The organism is Aeromonas bivalvium, assembly GCF_046078285.1.
Taxonomy (GTDB): domain Bacteria; phylum Pseudomonadota; class Gammaproteobacteria; order Enterobacterales; family Aeromonadaceae; genus Aeromonas; species Aeromonas bivalvium.
Genome location: NZ_JBGXBV010000002.1, coordinates 108,568 through 127,458, shown reverse-complemented (window position 1 = coordinate 127,458; position 18,891 = coordinate 108,568). Strand labels below are relative to the sequence as shown.

16 protein-coding genes are annotated in these 18,891 nt (G+C 65.3%); 8 read left to right on the top strand and 8 right to left on the bottom strand.

Annotated elements, in window-relative coordinates:
• Positions 1–12 precede the first annotated feature (12 nt).
• A complete protein-coding gene (gene lipA, locus ACEUCR_RS07720; protein WP_041992902.1) occupies positions 13–978 on the top strand; it encodes a lipoyl synthase in 966 nt (321 codons plus the stop codon).
• A gap of 68 nt (positions 979–1,046) precedes the next feature.
• Here lipA and ACEUCR_RS07715 read toward each other — a convergent pair whose 3' ends face one another.
• The gene (locus tag ACEUCR_RS07715) at positions 1,047–2,123 is read right to left on the bottom strand and encodes a Gfo/Idh/MocA family oxidoreductase (protein ID WP_111874078.1); all 1,077 of its coding nucleotides are present in this window, start codon (positions 2,121–2,123) and stop codon (positions 1,047–1,049) included.
• 199 nt (positions 2,124–2,322) lie between these two features.
• Between ACEUCR_RS07715 and ACEUCR_RS07710 the strand changes: the two genes are divergently transcribed.
• Positions 2,323–2,922 (top strand): RBBP9/YdeN family alpha/beta hydrolase, encoded by a 600-nt coding sequence (locus ACEUCR_RS07710; RefSeq protein WP_408789259.1) that lies wholly within the window; start codon positions 2,323–2,325, stop codon positions 2,920–2,922.
• Between the two features lie 10 nt (positions 2,923–2,932).
• Here ACEUCR_RS07710 and ACEUCR_RS07705 read toward each other — a convergent pair whose 3' ends face one another.
• Together ACEUCR_RS07705 and recJ are read right to left on the bottom strand one after the other, a co-directional pair.
• Positions 2,933–3,088 (bottom strand): hypothetical protein, encoded by a 156-nt coding sequence (locus tag ACEUCR_RS07705; RefSeq protein WP_408789256.1) that lies wholly within the window; start codon positions 3,086–3,088, stop codon positions 2,933–2,935.
• A gap of 150 nt (positions 3,089–3,238) precedes the next feature.
• Entirely contained in the window at positions 3,239–4,969 is a 1,731-nt protein-coding gene (gene recJ / locus ACEUCR_RS07700; protein WP_111874082.1) for a single-stranded-DNA-specific exonuclease RecJ, read from the bottom strand.
• A gap of 308 nt (positions 4,970–5,277) precedes the next feature.
• Here recJ and mscL point away from each other — a divergent pair, with 308 nt between their 5' ends.
• Entirely contained in the window at positions 5,278–5,688 is a 411-nt protein-coding gene (mscL, locus tag ACEUCR_RS07695; RefSeq protein WP_041992893.1) for a large-conductance mechanosensitive channel protein MscL, read from the top strand.
• 72 nt (positions 5,689–5,760) lie between these two features.
• Here mscL and xerD read toward each other — a convergent pair whose 3' ends face one another.
• Positions 5,761–6,678: a site-specific tyrosine recombinase XerD gene (xerD, locus tag ACEUCR_RS07690; protein ID WP_041992890.1), complete on the bottom strand. Its 918-nt coding sequence runs from the start codon at positions 6,676–6,678 to the stop codon at positions 5,761–5,763.
• A 158-nt stretch (positions 6,679–6,836) separates the two neighbouring features.
• Between xerD and fldB the strand changes: the two genes are divergently transcribed.
• From fldB to ACEUCR_RS07670, 4 genes are all read left to right on the top strand, one after another.
• Complete coding sequence (gene fldB / locus ACEUCR_RS07685) at positions 6,837–7,355, top strand: flavodoxin FldB (RefSeq protein WP_041992887.1); 519 nt, start codon at positions 6,837–6,839, stop codon at positions 7,353–7,355.
• A 340-nt stretch (positions 7,356–7,695) separates the two neighbouring features.
• The gene (locus ACEUCR_RS07680; protein ID WP_408789253.1) at positions 7,696–9,096 is read left to right on the top strand and encodes a TldD/PmbA family protein; all 1,401 of its coding nucleotides are present in this window, start codon (positions 7,696–7,698) and stop codon (positions 9,094–9,096) included.
• A gap of 58 nt (positions 9,097–9,154) precedes the next feature.
• Positions 9,155–10,495: a TldD/PmbA family protein gene (locus ACEUCR_RS07675; protein WP_408789250.1), complete on the top strand. Its 1,341-nt coding sequence runs from the start codon at positions 9,155–9,157 to the stop codon at positions 10,493–10,495.
• A 223-nt stretch (positions 10,496–10,718) separates the two neighbouring features.
• Positions 10,719–11,093: a VOC family protein gene (locus ACEUCR_RS07670; protein WP_408789247.1), complete on the top strand. Its 375-nt coding sequence runs from the start codon at positions 10,719–10,721 to the stop codon at positions 11,091–11,093.
• Positions 11,094–11,158: 65 nt separating this feature from the next.
• Here the strand turns inward: ACEUCR_RS07670 and ACEUCR_RS07665 are convergent, their stop codons facing one another.
• Complete coding sequence (locus ACEUCR_RS07665) at positions 11,159–12,097, bottom strand: L,D-transpeptidase family protein (RefSeq protein WP_041992878.1); 939 nt, start codon at positions 12,095–12,097, stop codon at positions 11,159–11,161.
• A gap of 350 nt (positions 12,098–12,447) precedes the next feature.
• Between ACEUCR_RS07665 and ACEUCR_RS07660 the strand changes: the two genes are divergently transcribed.
• A complete protein-coding gene (locus ACEUCR_RS07660) occupies positions 12,448–13,815 on the top strand; it encodes an endonuclease/exonuclease/phosphatase family protein (RefSeq protein WP_408789245.1) in 1,368 nt (455 codons plus the stop codon).
• A 61-nt stretch (positions 13,816–13,876) separates the two neighbouring features.
• On the opposite strand, the gene ACEUCR_RS07655 is transcribed toward ACEUCR_RS07660, so the two are convergent.
• From ACEUCR_RS07655 to dsrO, 3 genes are read right to left on the bottom strand one after another with little or no spacing between them, the layout of a single operon-like run.
• Complete coding sequence (locus tag ACEUCR_RS07655) at positions 13,877–16,984, bottom strand: tetrathionate reductase subunit A (protein ID WP_408789242.1); 3,108 nt, start codon at positions 16,982–16,984, stop codon at positions 13,877–13,879.
• Positions 16,984–18,111, bottom strand: a complete 1,128-nt coding sequence (gene nrfD, locus ACEUCR_RS07650; protein ID WP_408789241.1) for an NrfD/PsrC family molybdoenzyme membrane anchor subunit — start codon at positions 18,109–18,111, stop codon at positions 16,984–16,986. The genes ACEUCR_RS07655 and nrfD overlap by 1 nt, the downstream gene beginning before the upstream one ends.
• Positions 18,098–18,883, bottom strand: coding sequence for a sulfate reduction electron transfer complex DsrMKJOP subunit DsrO (gene dsrO, locus ACEUCR_RS07645; protein ID WP_408789239.1), 786 nt, complete (start codon positions 18,881–18,883; stop codon positions 18,098–18,100). Before dsrO ends, nrfD begins: the two co-directional genes overlap by 14 nt.
• Between the last annotated feature and the right edge of the window lie 8 nt (positions 18,884–18,891).

The window sequence follows — 18,891 nt, the reverse complement described above, 5'->3', positions numbered from 1 at the left end:
CGAGAGTGAATCATGAGCAAACCCGTTCGTATGGAGCCGGGCGTCAAGCTGCGCGATGGCGACAAGATGGCCCTGATCCCGGTGAAATTCATGCCGGATCCCACCGAAGAAGTGCTGCGTAAACCGGACTGGATGCGGATCAAACTGCCCCCCTCGAGCCAGAAGATCGAGCACATCAAGAGCACGCTGCGCAAGAACAAGCTGCACTCTGTGTGTGAGGAGGCCTCCTGCCCCAACCTGGCGGAGTGCTTCAACCACGGCACCGCCACCTTCATGATCATGGGCGCCATCTGCACCCGCCGCTGCCCCTTCTGCGACGTGGCCCACGGCCGCCCGCTGGCGCTGGATCCGGAAGAGCCGAAGAAGCTGGCCCTCACCATCAAGGAGATGGGGCTGAAATACGTGGTCATCACCTCGGTGGACCGCGACGATCTGCGGGACGGCGGTGCCCAGCACTTCGCCGACTGCATCAAGCAGATCCGCGAGCACAGCCCCCAGACCCGCATCGAGATCCTGACCCCGGACTTTCGCGGCCGGATGGAGCAGGCCCTGGCGGTGTTCCGCGAGACCCCGCCGGACGTGTTCAACCACAACCTGGAAACCGCCCCGCGCATGTACCGGGTCGCCCGCCCCGGCGCCGACTACAAGTGGTCCCTGGAGCTGCTGCGCCGCATCAAGGAGATGCACCCCCATGTGCCGACCAAGTCCGGCGTCATGATGGGTCTGGGCGAGACCAACGAAGAGATAGTCCAGGTGCTCAAGGACTTGCGCGAGCACGGTGTCAACATGCTGACCCTGGGCCAGTACCTGCAGCCGAGCCGTCACCACCTGCCGGTGAAACGCTATGTGCCGCCCGCAGAGTTCGACGAGCTGAAGGATGTCGCCATGGAGCTGGGCTTCTCCCATGCCGCCTGCGGCCCCTTCGTACGCTCCTCCTACCATGCGGATCTGCAGGCCAAGGGCGAAGAGGTCAAATGACCTTCTCTCCTCTGCACTGAAAAAAGAGCGCCAAAGGGCGCTCTTTTTTTATGGTCGTAGTCACGGGTTCAATGGGGGCCCCGCAACTGCTGATGCAGCGCAAGCAGGGCCCGAACCTCGGCCAGCCGGCGCCGGGTCAGGGCAATGCGCGCCTCCCTGTCTATCCCCTCCCCGAGCAGCAGCCCGGCCAGGCAGTGTTCATAGAGCGCACCCTCCTGGCGCCAGCCCTGGTGGTATGACCCCTGAGTCAAGGTGAGCCGCTCCCCGTTGCCGCAGCGATCCAGGCTGATCTGGCCACCATCGGCCAGGAATGCCGTCACCCCTTTTTGCCCGCCCCCGGGACCGGCATACTTGTCGAGCCGGATCTGCAGCGGTATCCCCCCGACCGATCCCCGCAGCCGAGCCCGGCCCTCGGCGACGTGCAGGTCACCATGGACGATGGCCGCCCCCAGCCGGTCGGTCACCTCCCCAGCCAGCAGTTGCAAGGATTCATCACATCCCAGTGCCGCCACCAGCTCCCGTATCTGAGTCAGCACATGGGTGCCGATATCGAGAATAACCCCATCCGGATGGCGCAGCGTGCGGCAGTCCGCCTCTCCCGTCGCGAAGTTGAGGGCAATGGGCCGGCCTTGCTCATCCTGACCACTGGGCTCTTGCAGATAGCCCTCCAGTCGCAGCAGCCGGGCTCCGCTCAGATCTGGCGGATTGCCCTGGGCCGAGTCCTCCGGCAGCCAGTTCGCTCCCAGCTGCCCCGATAACAGTTGCTGGATGCCGGTGCGCGCCATCCAGTGATCCAGGGCCAGCACCCGACCGGCACAGGCAGGCTCCGCCAGCAGCGCCTCCAGCTGCTCGAGCTGATCCAGGCGGGCGACCACGGGCTTTTCCACCACCAGCAGGGGGATGGCGCTGGCCAGCGCTGCGCTCAGGGTCACCAGATGATCCAGGGAAGGAGTGGTAATGAACAACAGATCCAGCGGTCTGGCCAACAAGGCATCCAGACTCGGCAGCGCATGAACCCCTGCCAGTTGCCGGGCAGGATCCCGATCGTAACCCCACAACTCAAGGCCCGACAGGGCCAGTCGCCTCAGGGCCGGCAGGTAGGCCGTCTCCACCACGGCCCCCAGGCCCACGAATCCAATCTGCATCTGCTCTCCTCCAAATAGCCTCAATCTAGCGCCGCCCAGCTTGCTCTGACCTGATCCAGGGCAATTAATCGCCAGGGGCTGACGCGGTACAGGGCGCCTCATCGACATCCGGAGGCAATGGCAAGACCCCGTTCGAACATTTCTGTTCCTGAGGGCAGAGGCTATCATGCCCACTTCCCAGCGCCTTCAGGAGTATCACATGTCCCCCATCACCGCCTTTATCATCCATGGTTACACCGCCTCGCCCCAGGCCAACTGGTTTCCCTGGCTCGCCGCCCGGCTCGAGGAGCAGGGCATCCAGACCCGGGTGCTCGCCATGCCGGATCCCCAGGCGCCCGAGCCCGCCGCCTGGGATGCCCATCTGGCGGCCAGCATAGGCGAGGCGGATGGCCACACCCTGCTGGTTGGCCACAGCCTGGGCTGCATCTCGGCCCTGCGCTACCTGCATCAGCACCCTCCCCTGAGCGACCTGGGTGGCCTGCTGCTGGTTTCCGGCTTCGATGAACCCCTCGCTACCCTGCCCGAGCTCACCCCCTTCGTCGCCCAGCCCCTGCCCCTCGCCCATATCAGGGCCAGAGTGCCGCGCTGCGCCCTCATCGCCTCCACCGATGACGCCATCGTCCCCCCGTCCTTCTCCCTGGCCCTGGCCCAGCGGTTGCAGGCCCCCCTGCATCCGATTGCACAGGGGGGCCATTTTCTCGATCGGGAGGGCTTTACCGAGTTGCCCCTCGCCTATGAGCTGCTGATGGAGATGGCCGGCGCCATCAGGGCGGCGGCGAAGATCCCGCAGGCGAGCTGACTCGCGGCCCTCACTCCTGTGCAAAGGCCGGGTGGTAGCTCACTTCACCACTGGCCCCCGCCGCCCCCAAGCGGCGGGCCATGAAGTATTCCGGGGGCACGCCGGGCAGGGTCAGCGCCCCGTTCGCCACGAAGCCGCAGCGGCGGGCCAGTTCGGATATTTTCATGACAACCACTCGCAATGGGATCCGTGAGCCGATGATGGGAAACTTAAACGGTGAAGCTGTAGACGGGTCAACGCCTTTTTCCTGAGCATCGCCCATAAAAACGGCCACCCCAGGGTGGCCGTCATCGGCATACAGACAGACTCACGAGCGTCAGAGGCCGGCGGCCTCCAGATGCTCCACCAGCAGTTGCACGCTGCGGTTGCCGCGCCACTCGTTGACGTCGAGCCGGTAGACCAGCCGCACCCGTTTGACCGAGGCATCGGGCCAGCGCTTGAGATCCACCCCGAAGGCGATGGCATCCACCGCGTGGCCGGAATCCGTGGTCAGCATCATCTTGAGGTGTTTCTCCCCCACCAGCCTTTGTTGCACCAGCACGAATTCGCCGTCAAACAGCGGTTCGGGGAAGGCCTGGCCCCAGGGGCCGGAGGCGCGGATCAGCTCCGCCAGCTCGAGGGTGAGCTCGTCCGGCAGCAACTCGCCATCGGTGAGCAGCACCCCGGTCAAGAGCTCCGGCGTCACCAGCTCGCCGATCACCGCCTCGAAGGCGCGACCGAAGGCTTCGATATTGGCCTTGGGCAGGGTCAGCCCCGCCGCCATGGCGTGGCCGCCAAACTTGCCCATCAGGCCCGGATGGCGGGTATCGAGCAATTCGAGCGCATCGCGCAGGTGCACCCCGGGGATGGAGCGGCCCGAGCCCTTGAGCTCGGTCTCGCTGCTCTCGGCAAACGCGATGACCGGACGGTAGTACTTCTCCTTCACCTTGGAGGCCACCAACCCCACCACCCCCTGATGCCACTCGTCCCGGTGCAGCACTATGCCGGAGGGGACTTCACCATCACGAAAACGGATCTGCTCCAAAGTGGCGAGGGCCTCCTGCTGCATCCCCTGCTCTATCTCCTTGCGCTCCTGGTTGAGGCTGTCCATCTCGGACGCCAGCTGGCGCGCCAGGTTGAGGTCGTCGCACAGCAGACAGGCGACCCCGAGGGACATGTCGTCGAGTCGACCCACCGCGTTGAGGCGGGGCCCCAGGGCAAAGCCGAGATCGGCGGCGCACAGGCGGCGGCCGTCACGGCCGGAAACATCCACCAGCGCCTGAATGCCGGGGCGACAGCGTCCGGCCCGGATCCGCTGCAGGCCCTGATGGACCAGGATGCGGTTGTTGCCATCGAGCGCCACCACGTCGGCGACCGTGCCGAGGGCCACCAGATCGAGATAATCCGCCACATTGGGGGCGCGAATGCCCTGGCGCTCATACCAGCCACTCTGGCGCAGGTGGGTGTTGAGGGCCGCCATCAGGTAGAAGGCGACCCCGACCCCGGCCAGGGACTTGGAGGGGAAGTCGCAGCCATGCTGGTTGGGGTTCACGATGGCATCGGCGTCAGGCAGCTCCTGGCCCGGCAGGTGGTGATCGGTAACCAGTACCCGCATGCCGGCCGCCTTGGCCGCCGCCACCCCGGCGATGCTGGAGATGCCGTTGTCCACCGTGATGAGGAACTCGGCGCCCCGGGCCACCGCCAGCTCGACGATCTCGGGGGTGAGGCCGTAGCCGAACTCGAAACGGTTGGGCACCAGAAAATCGATGTGGCGCCCCCCCATGGCGCGCAGGGCCAGCACGCACAGGGCCGAGCTGGTGGCGCCGTCACAGTCAAAATCACCGACGATGAGGATACGCTGCTGCGCCGTCAGGGCATCCGCCAGCAGGGGTACCGCCTGCTCCATGCCAAACAGGCGCTGGGGCGGCAGCAGCTGGCTGGCGCTGCGCTCTAGTAGGGCGGGATCTTCCACCCCGCGGCTGGCGAAGATCTGGCGCAGCAGGGGGTGCAGGGTATCGGGCAGATGGGAATCATCCACCCGGGGGCGACGACGGATTTGCAAAGACATGGCGATATCCAGTGGGTTCAAACGGGGGCAGAGGCCGAAACAGGCTGCAAGGATCGCACTCCTGTCCCCCTTAGGCAAATGCCGGGGCTGAGAAAACGTCCGCCCTCCCGAGGGCGCGATCAGGGCCTCTTATTGCCAATCCCGTTAATAACCGGGTGATAACAGAAATTTAGCCTGCTCAGGTTGCCAATTGGACTCTGCCACCGCAAGCTATCAGGGGTGGCCAGGGGGCAGGGATTATCCCGCCTTCTGGCCTAGCATCATGACCCCTTATTTTGCTCAACCTTACCCATTTTGGAGGGAATTCAATGAGCCTTATCCAGGAATTCAAGGCCTTTGCTGCCCGTGGCAACGTGATCGACATGGCCGTCGGTATCATCATAGGTGCCGCCTTTGGCAAGATAGTCTCCTCGTTCGTCGGCGACATCATCATGCCCCCCATCGGCATCATCCTCGGCGGGGTAGATTTCAGCGATCTGGCCGTGGTGCTCAAGGCGGCGGAGGGGGACACCCCGGCCGTGGTCATCGCCTATGGCAAGTTTATCCAGACCATCATCGACTTCCTGATCATCGCCTTCGCCATCTTCATGGGTGTCAAGGCCATGAATAGCATGAAGAAAAAAGCGGAAGAGGCCCCGGCCGCCCCCGCAGCGCCCACCAAGGATCAGGAGCTGCTGAGCGAGATCCGCGACTTGCTGAAATCCCAGCAGGGCAAATAACCCCCCCCCTGCTGGTGCATCGCTAAAAAAACCGCGTGAACGCGGTTTTTTTTTTGCCCGAAGCGGGGTGACTCAGGCGCGGGGGTGGTGCTCGCCATGAAGCGCCTTGAGCCGCTCGTTGGCCACATGGGTGTAGATCTGGGTGGTGGAGAGATCCGCATGACCCAGCAGCATCTGCACCACCCGCAGGTCGGCGCCATGATTGAGCAAATGGGTGGCGAAGGCGTGGCGCAGGGTATGGGGGGAGAGCTCTCCCTGGATGCCGGCCCGCAGGGCATAGAGCTTGATACGGTGCCAGAAGGTCTGGCGCGTCATCATCTGGGCCCGCTTGGAGGGGAAGACCACGTCCGAGCTGACTCCCCCCAGCAAGAGGGGGCGCCCCTGCCGGTAATAACGCTCCAGCCAGTAAACCGCCTCCTCCCCCATGGGCACCAGCCGCTCCTTGTTGCCCTTGCCCACCACCCGCACCAGCCCCTGGCGCAGGCTGACATGCTCGGCGGTGAGCCCCACCAGCTCGGAGACCCGCAACCCGGTGGCATAGAGCAATTCGAGCATCGCCTTGTCCCTCAGCTCCAGGGGATCCTCCACATTCGGCTCGTCGAGCAATGAGCCCACCTGCCCCTCGCTCAAGTCGGAAGGGAGCTTCTTGGGCAGCTTGGGCCCCTCCAGCAGCACTGTGGGATCATCCCCCCTCAGCTTCTCCCGGTTGAGATACTGGTAGAAACGACGCAGGGCAGAGAGGAAGCGGGCCGTGCTGCTGGCGGCAAAGCCCTGATCCACCCGCCAGGCGAGGTAGTGCTGGATGTCGTCCATCCCGGCCAGCAACAGGGCGCCGCCCTGGCCATCGAGCCAGAGGGCAAACTTGCCCAGATCGACCCGGTAGGAGGCGATGGTGTTGTCTGACAGACCCCGCTCCAGCCAGAGGGCATCGAGGAACTGCTCGATCAAGGGATGAGGCGGCGTGGCGGACGAGGCGGCTTTGCGGGTCATGGCGCGAGTCGGGTTGGCGAACGGACCTCCATTCTAACGCCAAGGCGGGGCGAGACGGCAAGGGTTACCACGCCGGCCCGAAGCAGGATGAGCGGGCTGGGAAGGGGACGCCACTCTCTGGTAAACTCGCCCCTTTACTTGAGCTGGCGGGAAGAGCGATGAAGATTGGTCTGTTTTACGGTTCCACCACCTGTTACACCGAGATGGCCGCCGAGAAGATCCGCACCCTGCTGGGCCCGGAGCTGGTCGACATTCACAACATCAAGGATGTCCCCCTGGCGCGCATGACTGAGTACGAGATCCTGATCCTCGGCATCTCCACCTGGGATTTTGGCGAGCTGCAGGAAGATTGGGAATCCCGCTGGGAAGACATCGCCGATGTCGACCTGGAGGGGCGCATCATAGCCCTGTTCGGCATGGGGGATCAGCTGGGCTATGGCGAGTGGTATCAGGATGCCCTGGGACTCTTGCACGATCAGCTGGTGCCCAAGGGAGTCAGGCTGGTGGGTTACTGGCCCAATGAGGGCTACGAATTCGACGCCTCCAAGGCACTGATCGACGACGGTCGCCACTTCGTCGGCCTGGCCCTCGATGACGCCAACCAGTACGAACAGACCGACGAGCGACTCGAACAGTGGACCCTGCAGATCCTCGGCGAGATCCAGGCACTGCTCTGACAGAACAACCCCCACTGTGGGCCTGGCAGCCCCTCGGCGAGATCACACCAGGCAAGGCTCTGACAGAGCGACCCCACTGTGGGCCTGGCAGCCCCTCGGCGAGATCACACCAGGCAAGGCTCTGACAGAGCGACCTCCACAGTGTGCCTGGCAGCCCCTCGGCGAGATCACACCAGACACGGCGTCATGCCTTCCCTCGCGCCTGTTTTCTATCGTCGCCATCGGGTTTGGCCTAGCGACTTTTGTACCCTGGTCTGTAACAATGTTAACCAGCGCCCAACATAAGCCTAAAAATCAGGGCGCTGGAAGCAAACAGGAATAGACCAGAAAAGGACATTCTATGAATCAACTCTCTCTCCTGGCCCCCGCCATCGCCCGCGACGTGCTCGATCACGCCCTGCGGCTTGGGGCCGACTTTGCCGAGCTGTTTGTGGAGCGCAAGCGCCGCAGCCAGCTCAGCCTGCTCTCCAGCCAGATAGAAAACATCAGCGGTGGCCTCGATTTCGGCATAGGCGTGCGCCTGTGCTACGGCCACAAGGTGCTCTACGGCTACACCAACCTGGCCGACCGCGACGAGCTGTTGCGTATCGTCACCCTGCTGGCGGCCAAGGACAGGCGTGACCCCCTGGTCACCGCCACCGCCTTCGACTTCACCCGCTTGACCGATCGCAACCCTGTGGCCCTGCCGCTCTCGGCCGACAAACAGCTGGAGCAGAAGATTGCCTACCTGCACACCATGGACGCCGCGGCCCGCGCCGAGAGCGAGCGGGTGAGCCAGTTCTCCGGCAACCTGCTGGGCTGGGAGCAGGAGGTGGAGATCTTCAACAGCGAGGGGCTTTGGATAAGCGATCGCCGCCACTACAACCGCATCATGGCCCAGGCCATCGCCGCCCTTGGCAGCGAGCAGACCATGGGCTACGAAGCCCCCGGCGCCCTGATGGGCTGGGAGCATGCCGAGAGCATAGATCCCCGCGAGCTGGCCCTCACCGCCACCCGTCAGGCGCTGGTGAAGCTGGGGGCAGCCCCCTGCCCGAGCGGCAAGCTGCCGGTCATCATGGAGAGCGGCTTTGGCGGCGTCATCTTCCACGAGGCATGCGGCCACCTGTTGGAGACCACCTCGGTGGCCAAGAAGGCCTCCGTGTTCCACGACAAGATGGGCCAGCTCATCGCCAATCCGGCGGTCAGCGCCGTGGATGAAGGCTTGCAGAGCAACGCCTGGGGCTCCATCAACGTCGATGATGAAGGCATGGCGACCCAGCACACCCAGCTCATCAAGGAGGGCGTACTCACCGGCTTCCTGGTGGACAGGATGGGGGCCCTCAAGACCGGCCATGCCCGTACCGGTTCAGGACGGCGGGAATCCTACAAGTTCGCCCCCACCTCCCGCATGCGCAACACCTACATAGAGCCGGGCAGCCACAGCCTGGACGACATGCTGGCCACCGTCGAGCACGGCATCTATGCCAAGAAGATGGGGGGCGGCTCGGTGCAGCCGGGCACGGGCGAGTTCAACTTCAACGTGCAGGAGGCCTATCTCATCGAGGGGGGCAAAATCACCCGGCCCCTCAAGTCGGCGACCCTGATAGGCACGGGCCCCCAGGTGCTGAAAGAGATCTCCATGGTAGGGAGCAATCTGGCCCTGGCCGCCGGCATGTGCGGTTCGGTTTCCGGCTCTGTGCCCACTTCTGTGGGTCAGCCCGCCCTCAAGGTGGACAATATCCTGGTGGGAGGTAATTCCTGATGAATGACACCATTAAGCTCCTGAAAGTGGACCTGATGCTGATCGGGGGGAACGCCTGATGAGCCAACTCGACATGAATCAACTGCTCAGCCGCCTGCTGGACAAGGTCGCCGATCTCGGCGCCGAGGCGGACATCATCGCCAACCAGGACAAGGCCTTCTCCCTCAAGGCCGACAAGGGCGAGCTCAGTGAATACAAGGTCACCAGCAGCCAGCAGATAGGCATTCGCCTGATAAAGGAGGGCCGGGTCGGCATCGCCTACTCCGAGTCCCTCGATGAACCGGCACTGGATGCCATGGTGCAGGATGCCCTGGATGCCAGCCGCTTTGCCAAGGTCGATGCGGATCAGCGCATCTCGGTGACAGGCAGCCATATCACCACCGACTGCGCCGAGATAAGCCAGCCCGACACCACGGCGGTGGAGGAGAAAATAGCCCTGGCCCTGCGCCTCGAATCGGACATGCTGGCCCTGCCGGCTGTCACCGGTGCCCCCTACAACGGCTTCTTCGAAGGAGAGAGCCGGCTGTGGCTCGCCAACAGCCAGGGCAGCCTCTGCCAGCACCAGGAGTTCAGCGTCGGTTGCCACAGCTCGGCGCTGATCGAGCGGGACGGCCGTCAGTCCATGCACTACCAGGGACAGTACGCACGGCGCTTCGACGAGCTGGAGAGCCAGGCCCTCATCCGCCAGATCCACGCCGTAGCCGATGGCTTGCTGATGGGGGAGGCGGTGCAAAGCGGCCGCTACAGCGTCCTCTTCAGCACAAACTGCCTGGCCAGTCTGTTTGGCTGCTTCCAGTCTGCGCTGTCGGGCAAGTGGGCCCAGCAGGGGATCAACCCCTGGCGCGGCAAGCTTGGGCAGAGTGTGGCGTCCCGCTGGCTCACCCTGGAGAGCCGGGTCCATATGCCTGGGGGCATGAAGATCAAGGCATTCGACGGCGAAGGGGCCGCCACCTCGGATCTGCTGCTCATCGGCGAGGGGGAGCTCAAGACCCTGCTCCACAACAGCGCCACCGCCCGCCATTTCGGTGTGGCCAGCAATGGCGCGGCGGCCCGCAGCGCCCGCAGCGCCCTGGATGTGAGCCCGCGCCACCTGGTGTTCGGGCTCGGCCCTCACAGCGAGAGCGAGGTGCAGGGCGGCGACTATCTGGAGCTGGTCAAGCTGGACGGCCTGCATTCGGGGGCCGATGCGGTGAGCGGCGACTTCTCGTTCGGCGCCTCAGGCTTCCTCTGCCGGGACGGCGAGCGGGTGGCACCGGTGCGCGGCATCACGGTGGCGGGCAACTTCTACCGCCTGCTCGGCGAGCTGGAGGCCGTCGGCAATGTGTTGCACCACGACGATGGCAAGGGCTTCTACGCCCCCCTCATCCGTTTCGGCGGGCTGAGCATCGCCGGCAAGTGAGACCTTCGGACAAGGAGAGCCGCAGCCTGCCGGCACAGAGATGGGTCGGTGGCCTGAACCTCGAAGGCAACTGACTGTATGCAGTGCAGAAACGGCTGCTCTCCCCCACGCCAAAACGGCGCCTTATGGCGCCGTTTTTTCATTGATGGCGCCCCTGTTCAGCCACTCCTACCCTCAAGGAGCCACCGGTCGCATCGGCCGGAAACCGCGGGAGAATACGAAGATGGACAATACCCTGGTCTGGGCCGACATTCCGACTCGGGATCTGGATCGCGCCATGGCCTTCTATGCCGCCCTGCTCGACGTGGACGTCACGCCGGTACAGGAGGAGATACGCTTCGCCATGTTGCGCCACGACGGCAACAACGCGGCGGCCTGCCTCGGCCCCATGGATGAATACCACCAGCCCGGCTCCGCCGGCCCCCTCATCTACCTTTCCCTGGGCGATCGGCTGGAAGAGGCGCAGCGGCTGGTGCCCGGCCTTGGCGGGCGCGTGCTGGCCCCCCTGCACAGCATTGGCAGCGGCCATGGCTCCCGGGTCATCATAGAGGATACCGAAGGCAACCGGCTCGCCCTCTATGCCCCGCCCGGCCCCTGAGTGGCCACCAGAAACAACAACGGCGACCCTGGGGTCGCCGTTGTTGTTTCTGGTGGAGGAGTCGATCACGCCTCGGGATTGAGGCGAGTCGGCATACCGGAACGCTGCTCCAGCGCCTCTTTCACCAGCGCGGAGTCGCTCTCGGCGTTGGCGATGAAGCGGCTGATGGGGGCGGTCAGCTTGAGGGGCACGGGGGCATTGGAGTTGAACTCCGCCTCGCTGCGCGACAACGGCTCATGGACCTCCAGGTAGCGGCTGCCGTCCGGCTCCACCGTGGCCTTGACCGGCTGGTTGACGAACTGGACGCGAGTCCCGACCGGCACGTTGTCAAACAGGTACTTGATGTCGTCGGCACGCAGGCGCACGCAGCCGCTGCTCACCCGCAGGCCGATGCCGAAGGTGGCATTGGTACCATGGATGGCGTAGAGGTTTCCGATGTAAAGGGCGTGCAACCCCATGGGGTTGTCCGGACCGGCCGGCCAGACCGCCGGCAGTGTCTTGCCCTGGGCAGCATAGCGGCGACGGATGTTCTCGGTCGGAGTCCAGGTCGGGTTGGCGCGCTTGCGTTCCACCTTGGTGACCCAGTTTTCCGGGGTATTCACCCCCAGCTGGCCGATACCGATGGGCAGCACATGCACCACCTTCTTGCCCTTGGGATAGTAATAGAGGCGCATCTCGGCCACGTTGACCACTATGCCTTGGCGCGGTGCGTCCGGCAGGATCAGCTGGTGGGGGATCACCAGTGTGCTGCCCGGCGTCGGCAGGAAGGGATCCACCCCGGGGTTCGCTTCCATGATATTGGTCAGCCCCAGCTGGAAGTCGGCGGCAATCTGCTCCAGCGGGCGATTGTCGGCGGGCACCACGTATTCCTGGTTCTCGCCGATCAGGCGGCTGTTGGCCGCGGGCAGAGCATATTCAACGGCGGCGGCCTGCTGGCTGACCAGCATCAGACTGCACAGCAGGGCCGAGGTGGCGGTGCTAACCGCGGTACTAAAGGCGTTCATACAATTCCTATGAGTGTTCCTGTCAACCAGGTCAGGGTGGTGCCCGTTCATCCCTTGATGAACACGGCGGCACGGCTGGTGCGCATTCTTCCCTGCCGAGGCGCAAATTTCAACGTCCAGACGGGGGATTTCTCACCCAGGGCGCCGCTTTTACCACCCTTTGCGTCATTTACCTTATCGCGCCCCGCCTGATTATTCCATGAACAGGAGGGCGGGCCCCCGGCCAAGCCCCCGCCGCACTCCGTGAGACGGCTCACAATCGAAGTCACTTGAAACCAAATTGCAGGGTTCGCGCCCTATAATGCCCGCGCCGCAAAAGGGCAATCTTCATAGTCGCTACGGAAAATATAATGAAACTGATCCCCAAGACCCTGCTCGCCGCTGCCATTTCCCTCGGATTGATGGCAGGCTGTCACAGCAACAATGACTCCAAGGCCCCAGATCCCATGGTTCGCTTCGCTACCTTCAACCTCTCCTTCGATCGCACCGCCCCCGGCATGCTCTCCGGCGAACTGGCGCTGGACCGCGCCGCCCAGGATGCCCTGTTGGCCCGCCTCGCCGACGGCACCTTGAGCGGCGCCGAGAAGACCAGGGCCCTCGACGTGCAGCAGATCCGCAATATCGCCGAAATCATCCAGCGCACCCGGCCGGATGTCTTCCTGCTCAACGAGTTCGACAACGACGGCAAGGGGGAGAGCACAGCCGATCTCAAGGCCTTCAACGACAACTACCTGGCCCATGCCCAGCACGGCGAGGTGCAGGCCATCAGCTACCCTGTGATGCAGAATTTCGCCACCAACACAGGGCTGATGAGCGGCCACGACCTCAACCTGGACGGCAAGCGCAACAACGGGCCGGACGACGCCTGGGGCTTTGGCAACTACCACGGCCAGTACGCCTTCGCCCTGATGTCGAAGTATCCCATCGACACCAAGGGGATCCGCACCTTCCAGCACTTCAAGTGGAAGGACATGCCGGGCGAGACGAACCCCGTCATCGACGACTGCAACAACCCCAGGGCGCCGATCCCGGCGGGCCGCCAGTGCGGCGAGCCCTGGTATGACGACGCCGCCTGGGCGCAGTTCCCGCTCTCCTCCAAGAACCACGCTGACGTGCCGGTGCGGGTCAAGACCGCCAAGGGGGAAGAAGTGATCCACTTCCTCATCTCCCACCCGACGCCCCCCATCTTTGGCAATGCGGCGCGCCACAACGTCAAGCACAACAGGGCCGAGGTCGCCTTCTGGCAAGACTATGTGGAGAGCGCCAGCTACATGGTGGACGACGCCGGCAAGGCGGGCGGCCTGCCACAGGGTGCCCGCTTCGTCATCGCCGGGGATCTCAACGCCGATCCGCAAGCAGGCGATGGGGATCTCAGTGCCATCCAGGACTTGCACAACCATGTGCTGGTCAATCAGGCGGTCACCAATGGCGCCCTGATCCCGGTGAGCCAGGGGGGCCCGGAGTGCCTCGCCAGTCAGCCGGATCTGTGCAAGCGCAACAACAACCGCACCACCCCGGAGCGCATCACCAGCAGCAGCGGCCTGCAGCTCGATCACCTGATCCCCTCAGCCAACCTCAATGCCATCGCCTCTGGGGTGTTCTGGCCCGCCAGCTTCGAGCCGGGCTACCACCTGGTGTATGACGCCAAGCTGGGCATCGCCAAGGGGGTCAGCTCGGATCACCGCCTGGTGTGGGTGGACTTCGAACTGGACCAGTGATGTTCAGGGTAACTCAATGAAAAGCGGGGCCATGATAGCCCCGCTTTTTTTGCCTCTGGCGCTACACCAGCTTCTCCACCCGGGCCGGCAGGCCCTGGCGCGCCGAGGAGCCGATGGCCCAGTCCACCAGGGGGTAGCGGCCGTGACGGCTGGGATCCAGCACCGCCAGATCGTTGAGGTTCACCCCGGCGCCGCGCAAGGGGCTGGCCACCACCTCCTTGCCGTCGACCCAATGCGCCCGCGCCCCCAGCTCCTTGTGACCGAAGCCGTGCTCGATGGCGATGGCATCTTCCTGCACCCCGGCCACGCACTCCGCCAGCCCGATCACGCTGCCATTGGGGGTGCTGACCCGCACCCTGTCCCCGCTCACTATGCCAAGACGCGCCGCCGTCTGGACGTTGAGCCGCACCCCGTTGCTGGGGTGCACCTGACGCAGGCGATCCGAGCCTATGCTCATGGAGCTCATGGTGTGGGACTTGTAGCTGGTGAGCAGCAGGGGCCACTGGGACGGCTTGAACGCCTCGCTCAGCGGCGTGCCGTCCGCGAGCTGGGGGCGGAAGAAGCGCGGGGTGCCGCTCAAGTATTGGCCGCTCTGGCTGTGGCGCCGGCTGCCCACCGCCGGGTTCCACAGCATCAACGGCTTGGGCCAGCGCTTGCTCGGCTGACCCGATTCATCGCGCCCCTTGGCCACCGGCTCGAAGCGCCCGCCTCGGGCGAAGAGGTAGGCAGCGCGGCCCGCCTCCTCCGCGCTCAAAGTGGTATTCAGCACCGGCAGGATCCGTTCCACCCCGGACCAGGCGAGATCCTCAGGATCTATGGCAGGCACAGGCTCGCCGAGATAGGCCACGTTGGCCGCCCCGTAGAGGGAGAAGTCCGCCGCCTTGTTCAGGGCGTGCAGCTTGCCATCCGCCCCTTTGAGGGCCCCCTCGCCAAAGCCCGGCAACCCCAGCCGCTTCGCCACGGCGATGAAGAAGGACTCCATGCAGACCGGATCCCCCGAGGCTGTCTTGGCGACTCTTGGCTCCACCACGGGCCAGCGGCCGGTGGAGACCTTGGTCATGACCCCGTGCCAGGCGCTGGCCCAGCCCCAGGACTCGTAGGTCAGGGTGTCAGGCACTATGTAGTCCGACAGCGCCGAAGATTCGTTGATGAAGCTGTCGATGCTGACAAAGAGCGGCAGCACGGCAGGGTCCTTGAGCTGCTCGCCTATGGCATGGCTGAGCCCCGCCTGACCGTAGAGGGGGTTGCCCATGTGGTTGATCCAGACCTTGGCGCGGTAGGGATAACCGCTCACCGCCGCGGTCAGATGCTCGCCGAGCAATGGGCCGGAGATCGGGAACCAGGGCTCGTGGGCCGGATAGGGGTTCTGCCCCGCTTCGCGCTTGCGGCGATATTCGGAAGTTTTCTCGTAGGGGAACTTGGATCGCGACAGGAAGACCCCGGCGGGTTTGACCATGCCGGGGAAGCTCGCCAGATCGTAGCGCGGCCCGGCCCCGAAGGGATCGAACTTGCCGCCGCTCGCCACGGCGCCGCCCCGGGCGTTGAGGTTCCCTATCATGGCGTTGAGCATCATGATGGCCCAGGCCGAATAGAAGCCGTTGGCGCTCATGGTGCCGCCATGGGAGATCACCGCCGCCCGGGTGCCGTGGCTGGTGAACTCCCGCGCCAGCTCCTTGATGTCGCTCACCGGCACGGCGCACTCGGCGCTGTATTGCTCGAGAGAGTGCTCCCGGCTCGCCTCGGCCAGCAGCTGGAAGCTGCTCTTGACCCTGAGCTCCCCGCCCGGAGTCGAAATGCTGCGCGCCACCCAGAGGTTGGCCCGCTCACACTGGCCTGCGGGTTTCAGCGCGTCGCTCCCCTCCTCGACCACCAGCACCGCATCCCCCTCCCCATAGGCTTCCCCATCAAAGGGCAAGCCAAGATCGCTTGCCCGCAGCATCTGGCCGAAGCGGGGGTGGGACTCGTCGCAGACAACCAGGTGGCTGGCGTTGCAAAAACCGCGATAACCGGCTCGCTCGGCGGCCTCGGCATGGGGGGCCGCCAGGAAGGGCTCGGCGTAGCGCTCGTTGTCGATGATCCAGCGCAGCATGGCCATGGCCAGGGCCGAGTCGGTGGCGGGCCGGATGGGCAGCCAGCGGTTGGCGGGGGCGGACGGCAGGTTCACCGTGTTCGGCAGGCTGGGGGCCACCACCACGTAGGAGAACGGCTTGCCCTGCCGCGCCCGCCCCGCCGCCAGCTGGCGGGACTGGCGCTTGAAGGGGTTGCCGGACTGCTGGGGGGAGGTGCCCATGAACAGCAGGAAGTCGCTCTCGTCCCAGTCCGGCTTGAGGTGGGCGTTCTTCTCCAGATCGTCCAGCAGGGCACCGGCCCCGACCCGGAACGACAGGCCGCAGTAGGCGCCGTGGTTCGCGAAATTGCGGGTGCCGAAGCTGTTGAAGGTGAAGCGCTTGATGAAGGCATCGCGCCCCTCGTCCGAGGCGTTGCTCACCAGCAGCTGGTTGGCCCTGGGGCCGTATTCGGGGTTCGCCGGGTCCAGCGGCTCGGCGAGGTTGCGGATGGCCCTCAGCCCCTCCACTTTCCCCTCCCCGAACAGATTTCCCCCCTCCACCACCTCCTCGATCAGCTGTTCGAAGGGGATGCTCTGCCAGCGGCCGCTGCCGCGGGGGCCGACTCGCTTGAGGCAGCGGGTGACCCTGTGGGGGCTGTCGAGCTGCTCCAGCATGGCGTTGCCCCGGGCGCAGGCGGTGGAGCGCCCCTCCAGCCCCCCTTCCTGATGGCCGCTGGTAGCGAGCAGCGCCTGCTTGACCGGCGTCTTGAAGTCGATGTGGTGCAGGGCCGAGAGCGGGTGATAGGGGTTGCCCAGGATGCGCACTATCCTGTCGCTCTCGTTGTCGATGCGGGCCCGCACCCCGCACAGGGTCCAGCAGCCGAGGCACATGGTGTTGGCGAGGCGCTGATCCGGATTGGGATGAAGCTCCCCTTTCTCGTCGACCCTGTACTCCACGGCGAGCGAGTTGCCGTGAATGGGATCCCGGGTCGGCTTGCCGGAGCTGCCGGTGGCCACCCCGCTCGCCACCTGCTTGAGGGTGTCGCTGTAACCGGCCACGAAGAGCCCTGTGCCCCCGGCAATGGCGGCCCCTTTGAGAAACTTGCGTTTGCTGTGATCCATCAGAGTGCCTCGCGAGCGGAGTGGGGGTTGGCTGCCTGGGTGGCAGAGGAAGTGGTGACGGATGGCAGAGCCGGAGCGCACACCAGCTCTGAGAGCGCCACCAGCAGGGCCAGCAGCAGGCCGAAGGTGCCGAGGATGCCGAGCACCCCGGCCGGTCCCCAGGCGATGTCGTAGAGATAGACCCCGGCCCCGTATTTCGGGACCAGCTGCCCCTGGATGAGCACCAGCCAGCGCAGGCCCCACACCAGGTGCAGTGCCAGCAGCCCCAGGCCCCAGGTTTGCAGGCGGGGGGAGAGTCTTGCTCCAGCCAGCAGCAGCAGGCCGAGCAGCCCCAGGGTCAGCAGCAGCCAGTGGGCCGCCAGCCGCCAGCTGGGATCCAGCCGATAGAGGGCACTCGCCTCAGCCGCCGAGGCGCCGCCAGACAGGGCCCAGCCCAGCAGGGAGAGGGCGAGCAGGGCCAGGGTCGGGCGGATCTGGCGCAGCAGCCCCGCCTCGGTATGCTGCTGCCAGCCAGCCAGCAGGCGATTGAGCAGCAGCAGGGCGCTCTGGGCCGCCAGCAGGGCGCTCAGCGCCAGCAGCCAGGGCAACCAGGGGGTATGCCAGAGCGGGCGCGCCTGCACCGCCATGGTCTCGAGCCCGGTGTAGAGGGCGATGCTGAGACCACTCAAGGCCGCCACCACCGCAAGGGGCCTCAGCCACGCATCGCCGGACCAGCTTCCCAGGCAGAGCAGCCGCGCCAGGGCGGCCACCCTGTCATGCTCCTCGCCGCGCCTGGCCAGGTTCGGCCTTATCAGCAGCCAGCCGAGCAGCATGGAGAGCAGGCTGAACAGGGGCAGCAGGTAGGCGCCATACCACATGACGGAGGTGAAGCGGGTCTGGGCGTAGAAGTGCCAGGCCCGGGCTGGCTGGTGCAGATCCGCGGTCAGGGCGATGGGAGCCACCAGGCCGGCTGCCACCATCAACACGGCGGCCAGGGTCTGCAACCGCGGGTCCTGCGCCTTGCGCCACAGATCGAAGGCGCCGAGCCAGAGGGCACCGTAAGCGAGGCCGATGAGGAAGAAATATTGCACCGCCCAGGGCAGCCAGGTGATGGGCTGAGCCGGGGCCAGCAGTTCATGAATGGTCATGGGCTATCTCCTTGCCGTCGTCGCCGAGCAGGGTGCGCAGCGGCGGATGGCCGTCGATCTTGCTCACGAAGGCCTCGTCCATCCCGAGATAGAAGACCCGCGGCTGGGTATGGGCCTCGGGCTTGAGCACCTTGATGGCGGGCTCGTATTCCCGCAGCAGTCTGCTGATCCGGCTTTTGGGATCGTTTAAGTCCCCTATGATGCGCGCCTCGCCGACGCAGCTCTCCACGCAGGCGGGCAAGAGTCCCGCCTCCAGCCGGTGGGCGCAGAAGGTGCACTTGTCGGCGGTGTTGGTCTCGTGGTTGATGAAGCGGGCGTCGTAGGGGCAGGCCTGCACGCAGTAGCCGCAGCCGACGCACCAGTCGTTGTTGACCACGACGATGCCGTCGTCGCGCTGGAAGGTGGCCCCCGTGGGGCAGACATCGAGGCAGGCGGGCTCGGCGCAGTGGTTGCACAGCCTCGGCAGCATCAAGAGGGAGGCGGGAGCCTCGAGGGCCGCCACGTCGCTCACCTCGTACTGGCTGACCGTGGTGCGAAACTGGCCGAGGGGGGGCTGGTTTTCCATGGTGCAGGCCACGGTACAGGCCTGACAACCGACGCAGCGGCGCAAGTCGATCAGCATGCCGTAGCGCTTGCGTCCGTCCCCGCGACTGATGGCCGCCCGCCCATTGCGGGGAACGGGGACGGACTGGGCCTGAGTCACGGGGATCAGAGCCGCCCCTGCGGTGAGGGCGGCGATCCCGGATAACAATCGGCGCTTGCTGGGCTCCATGGCGTCTT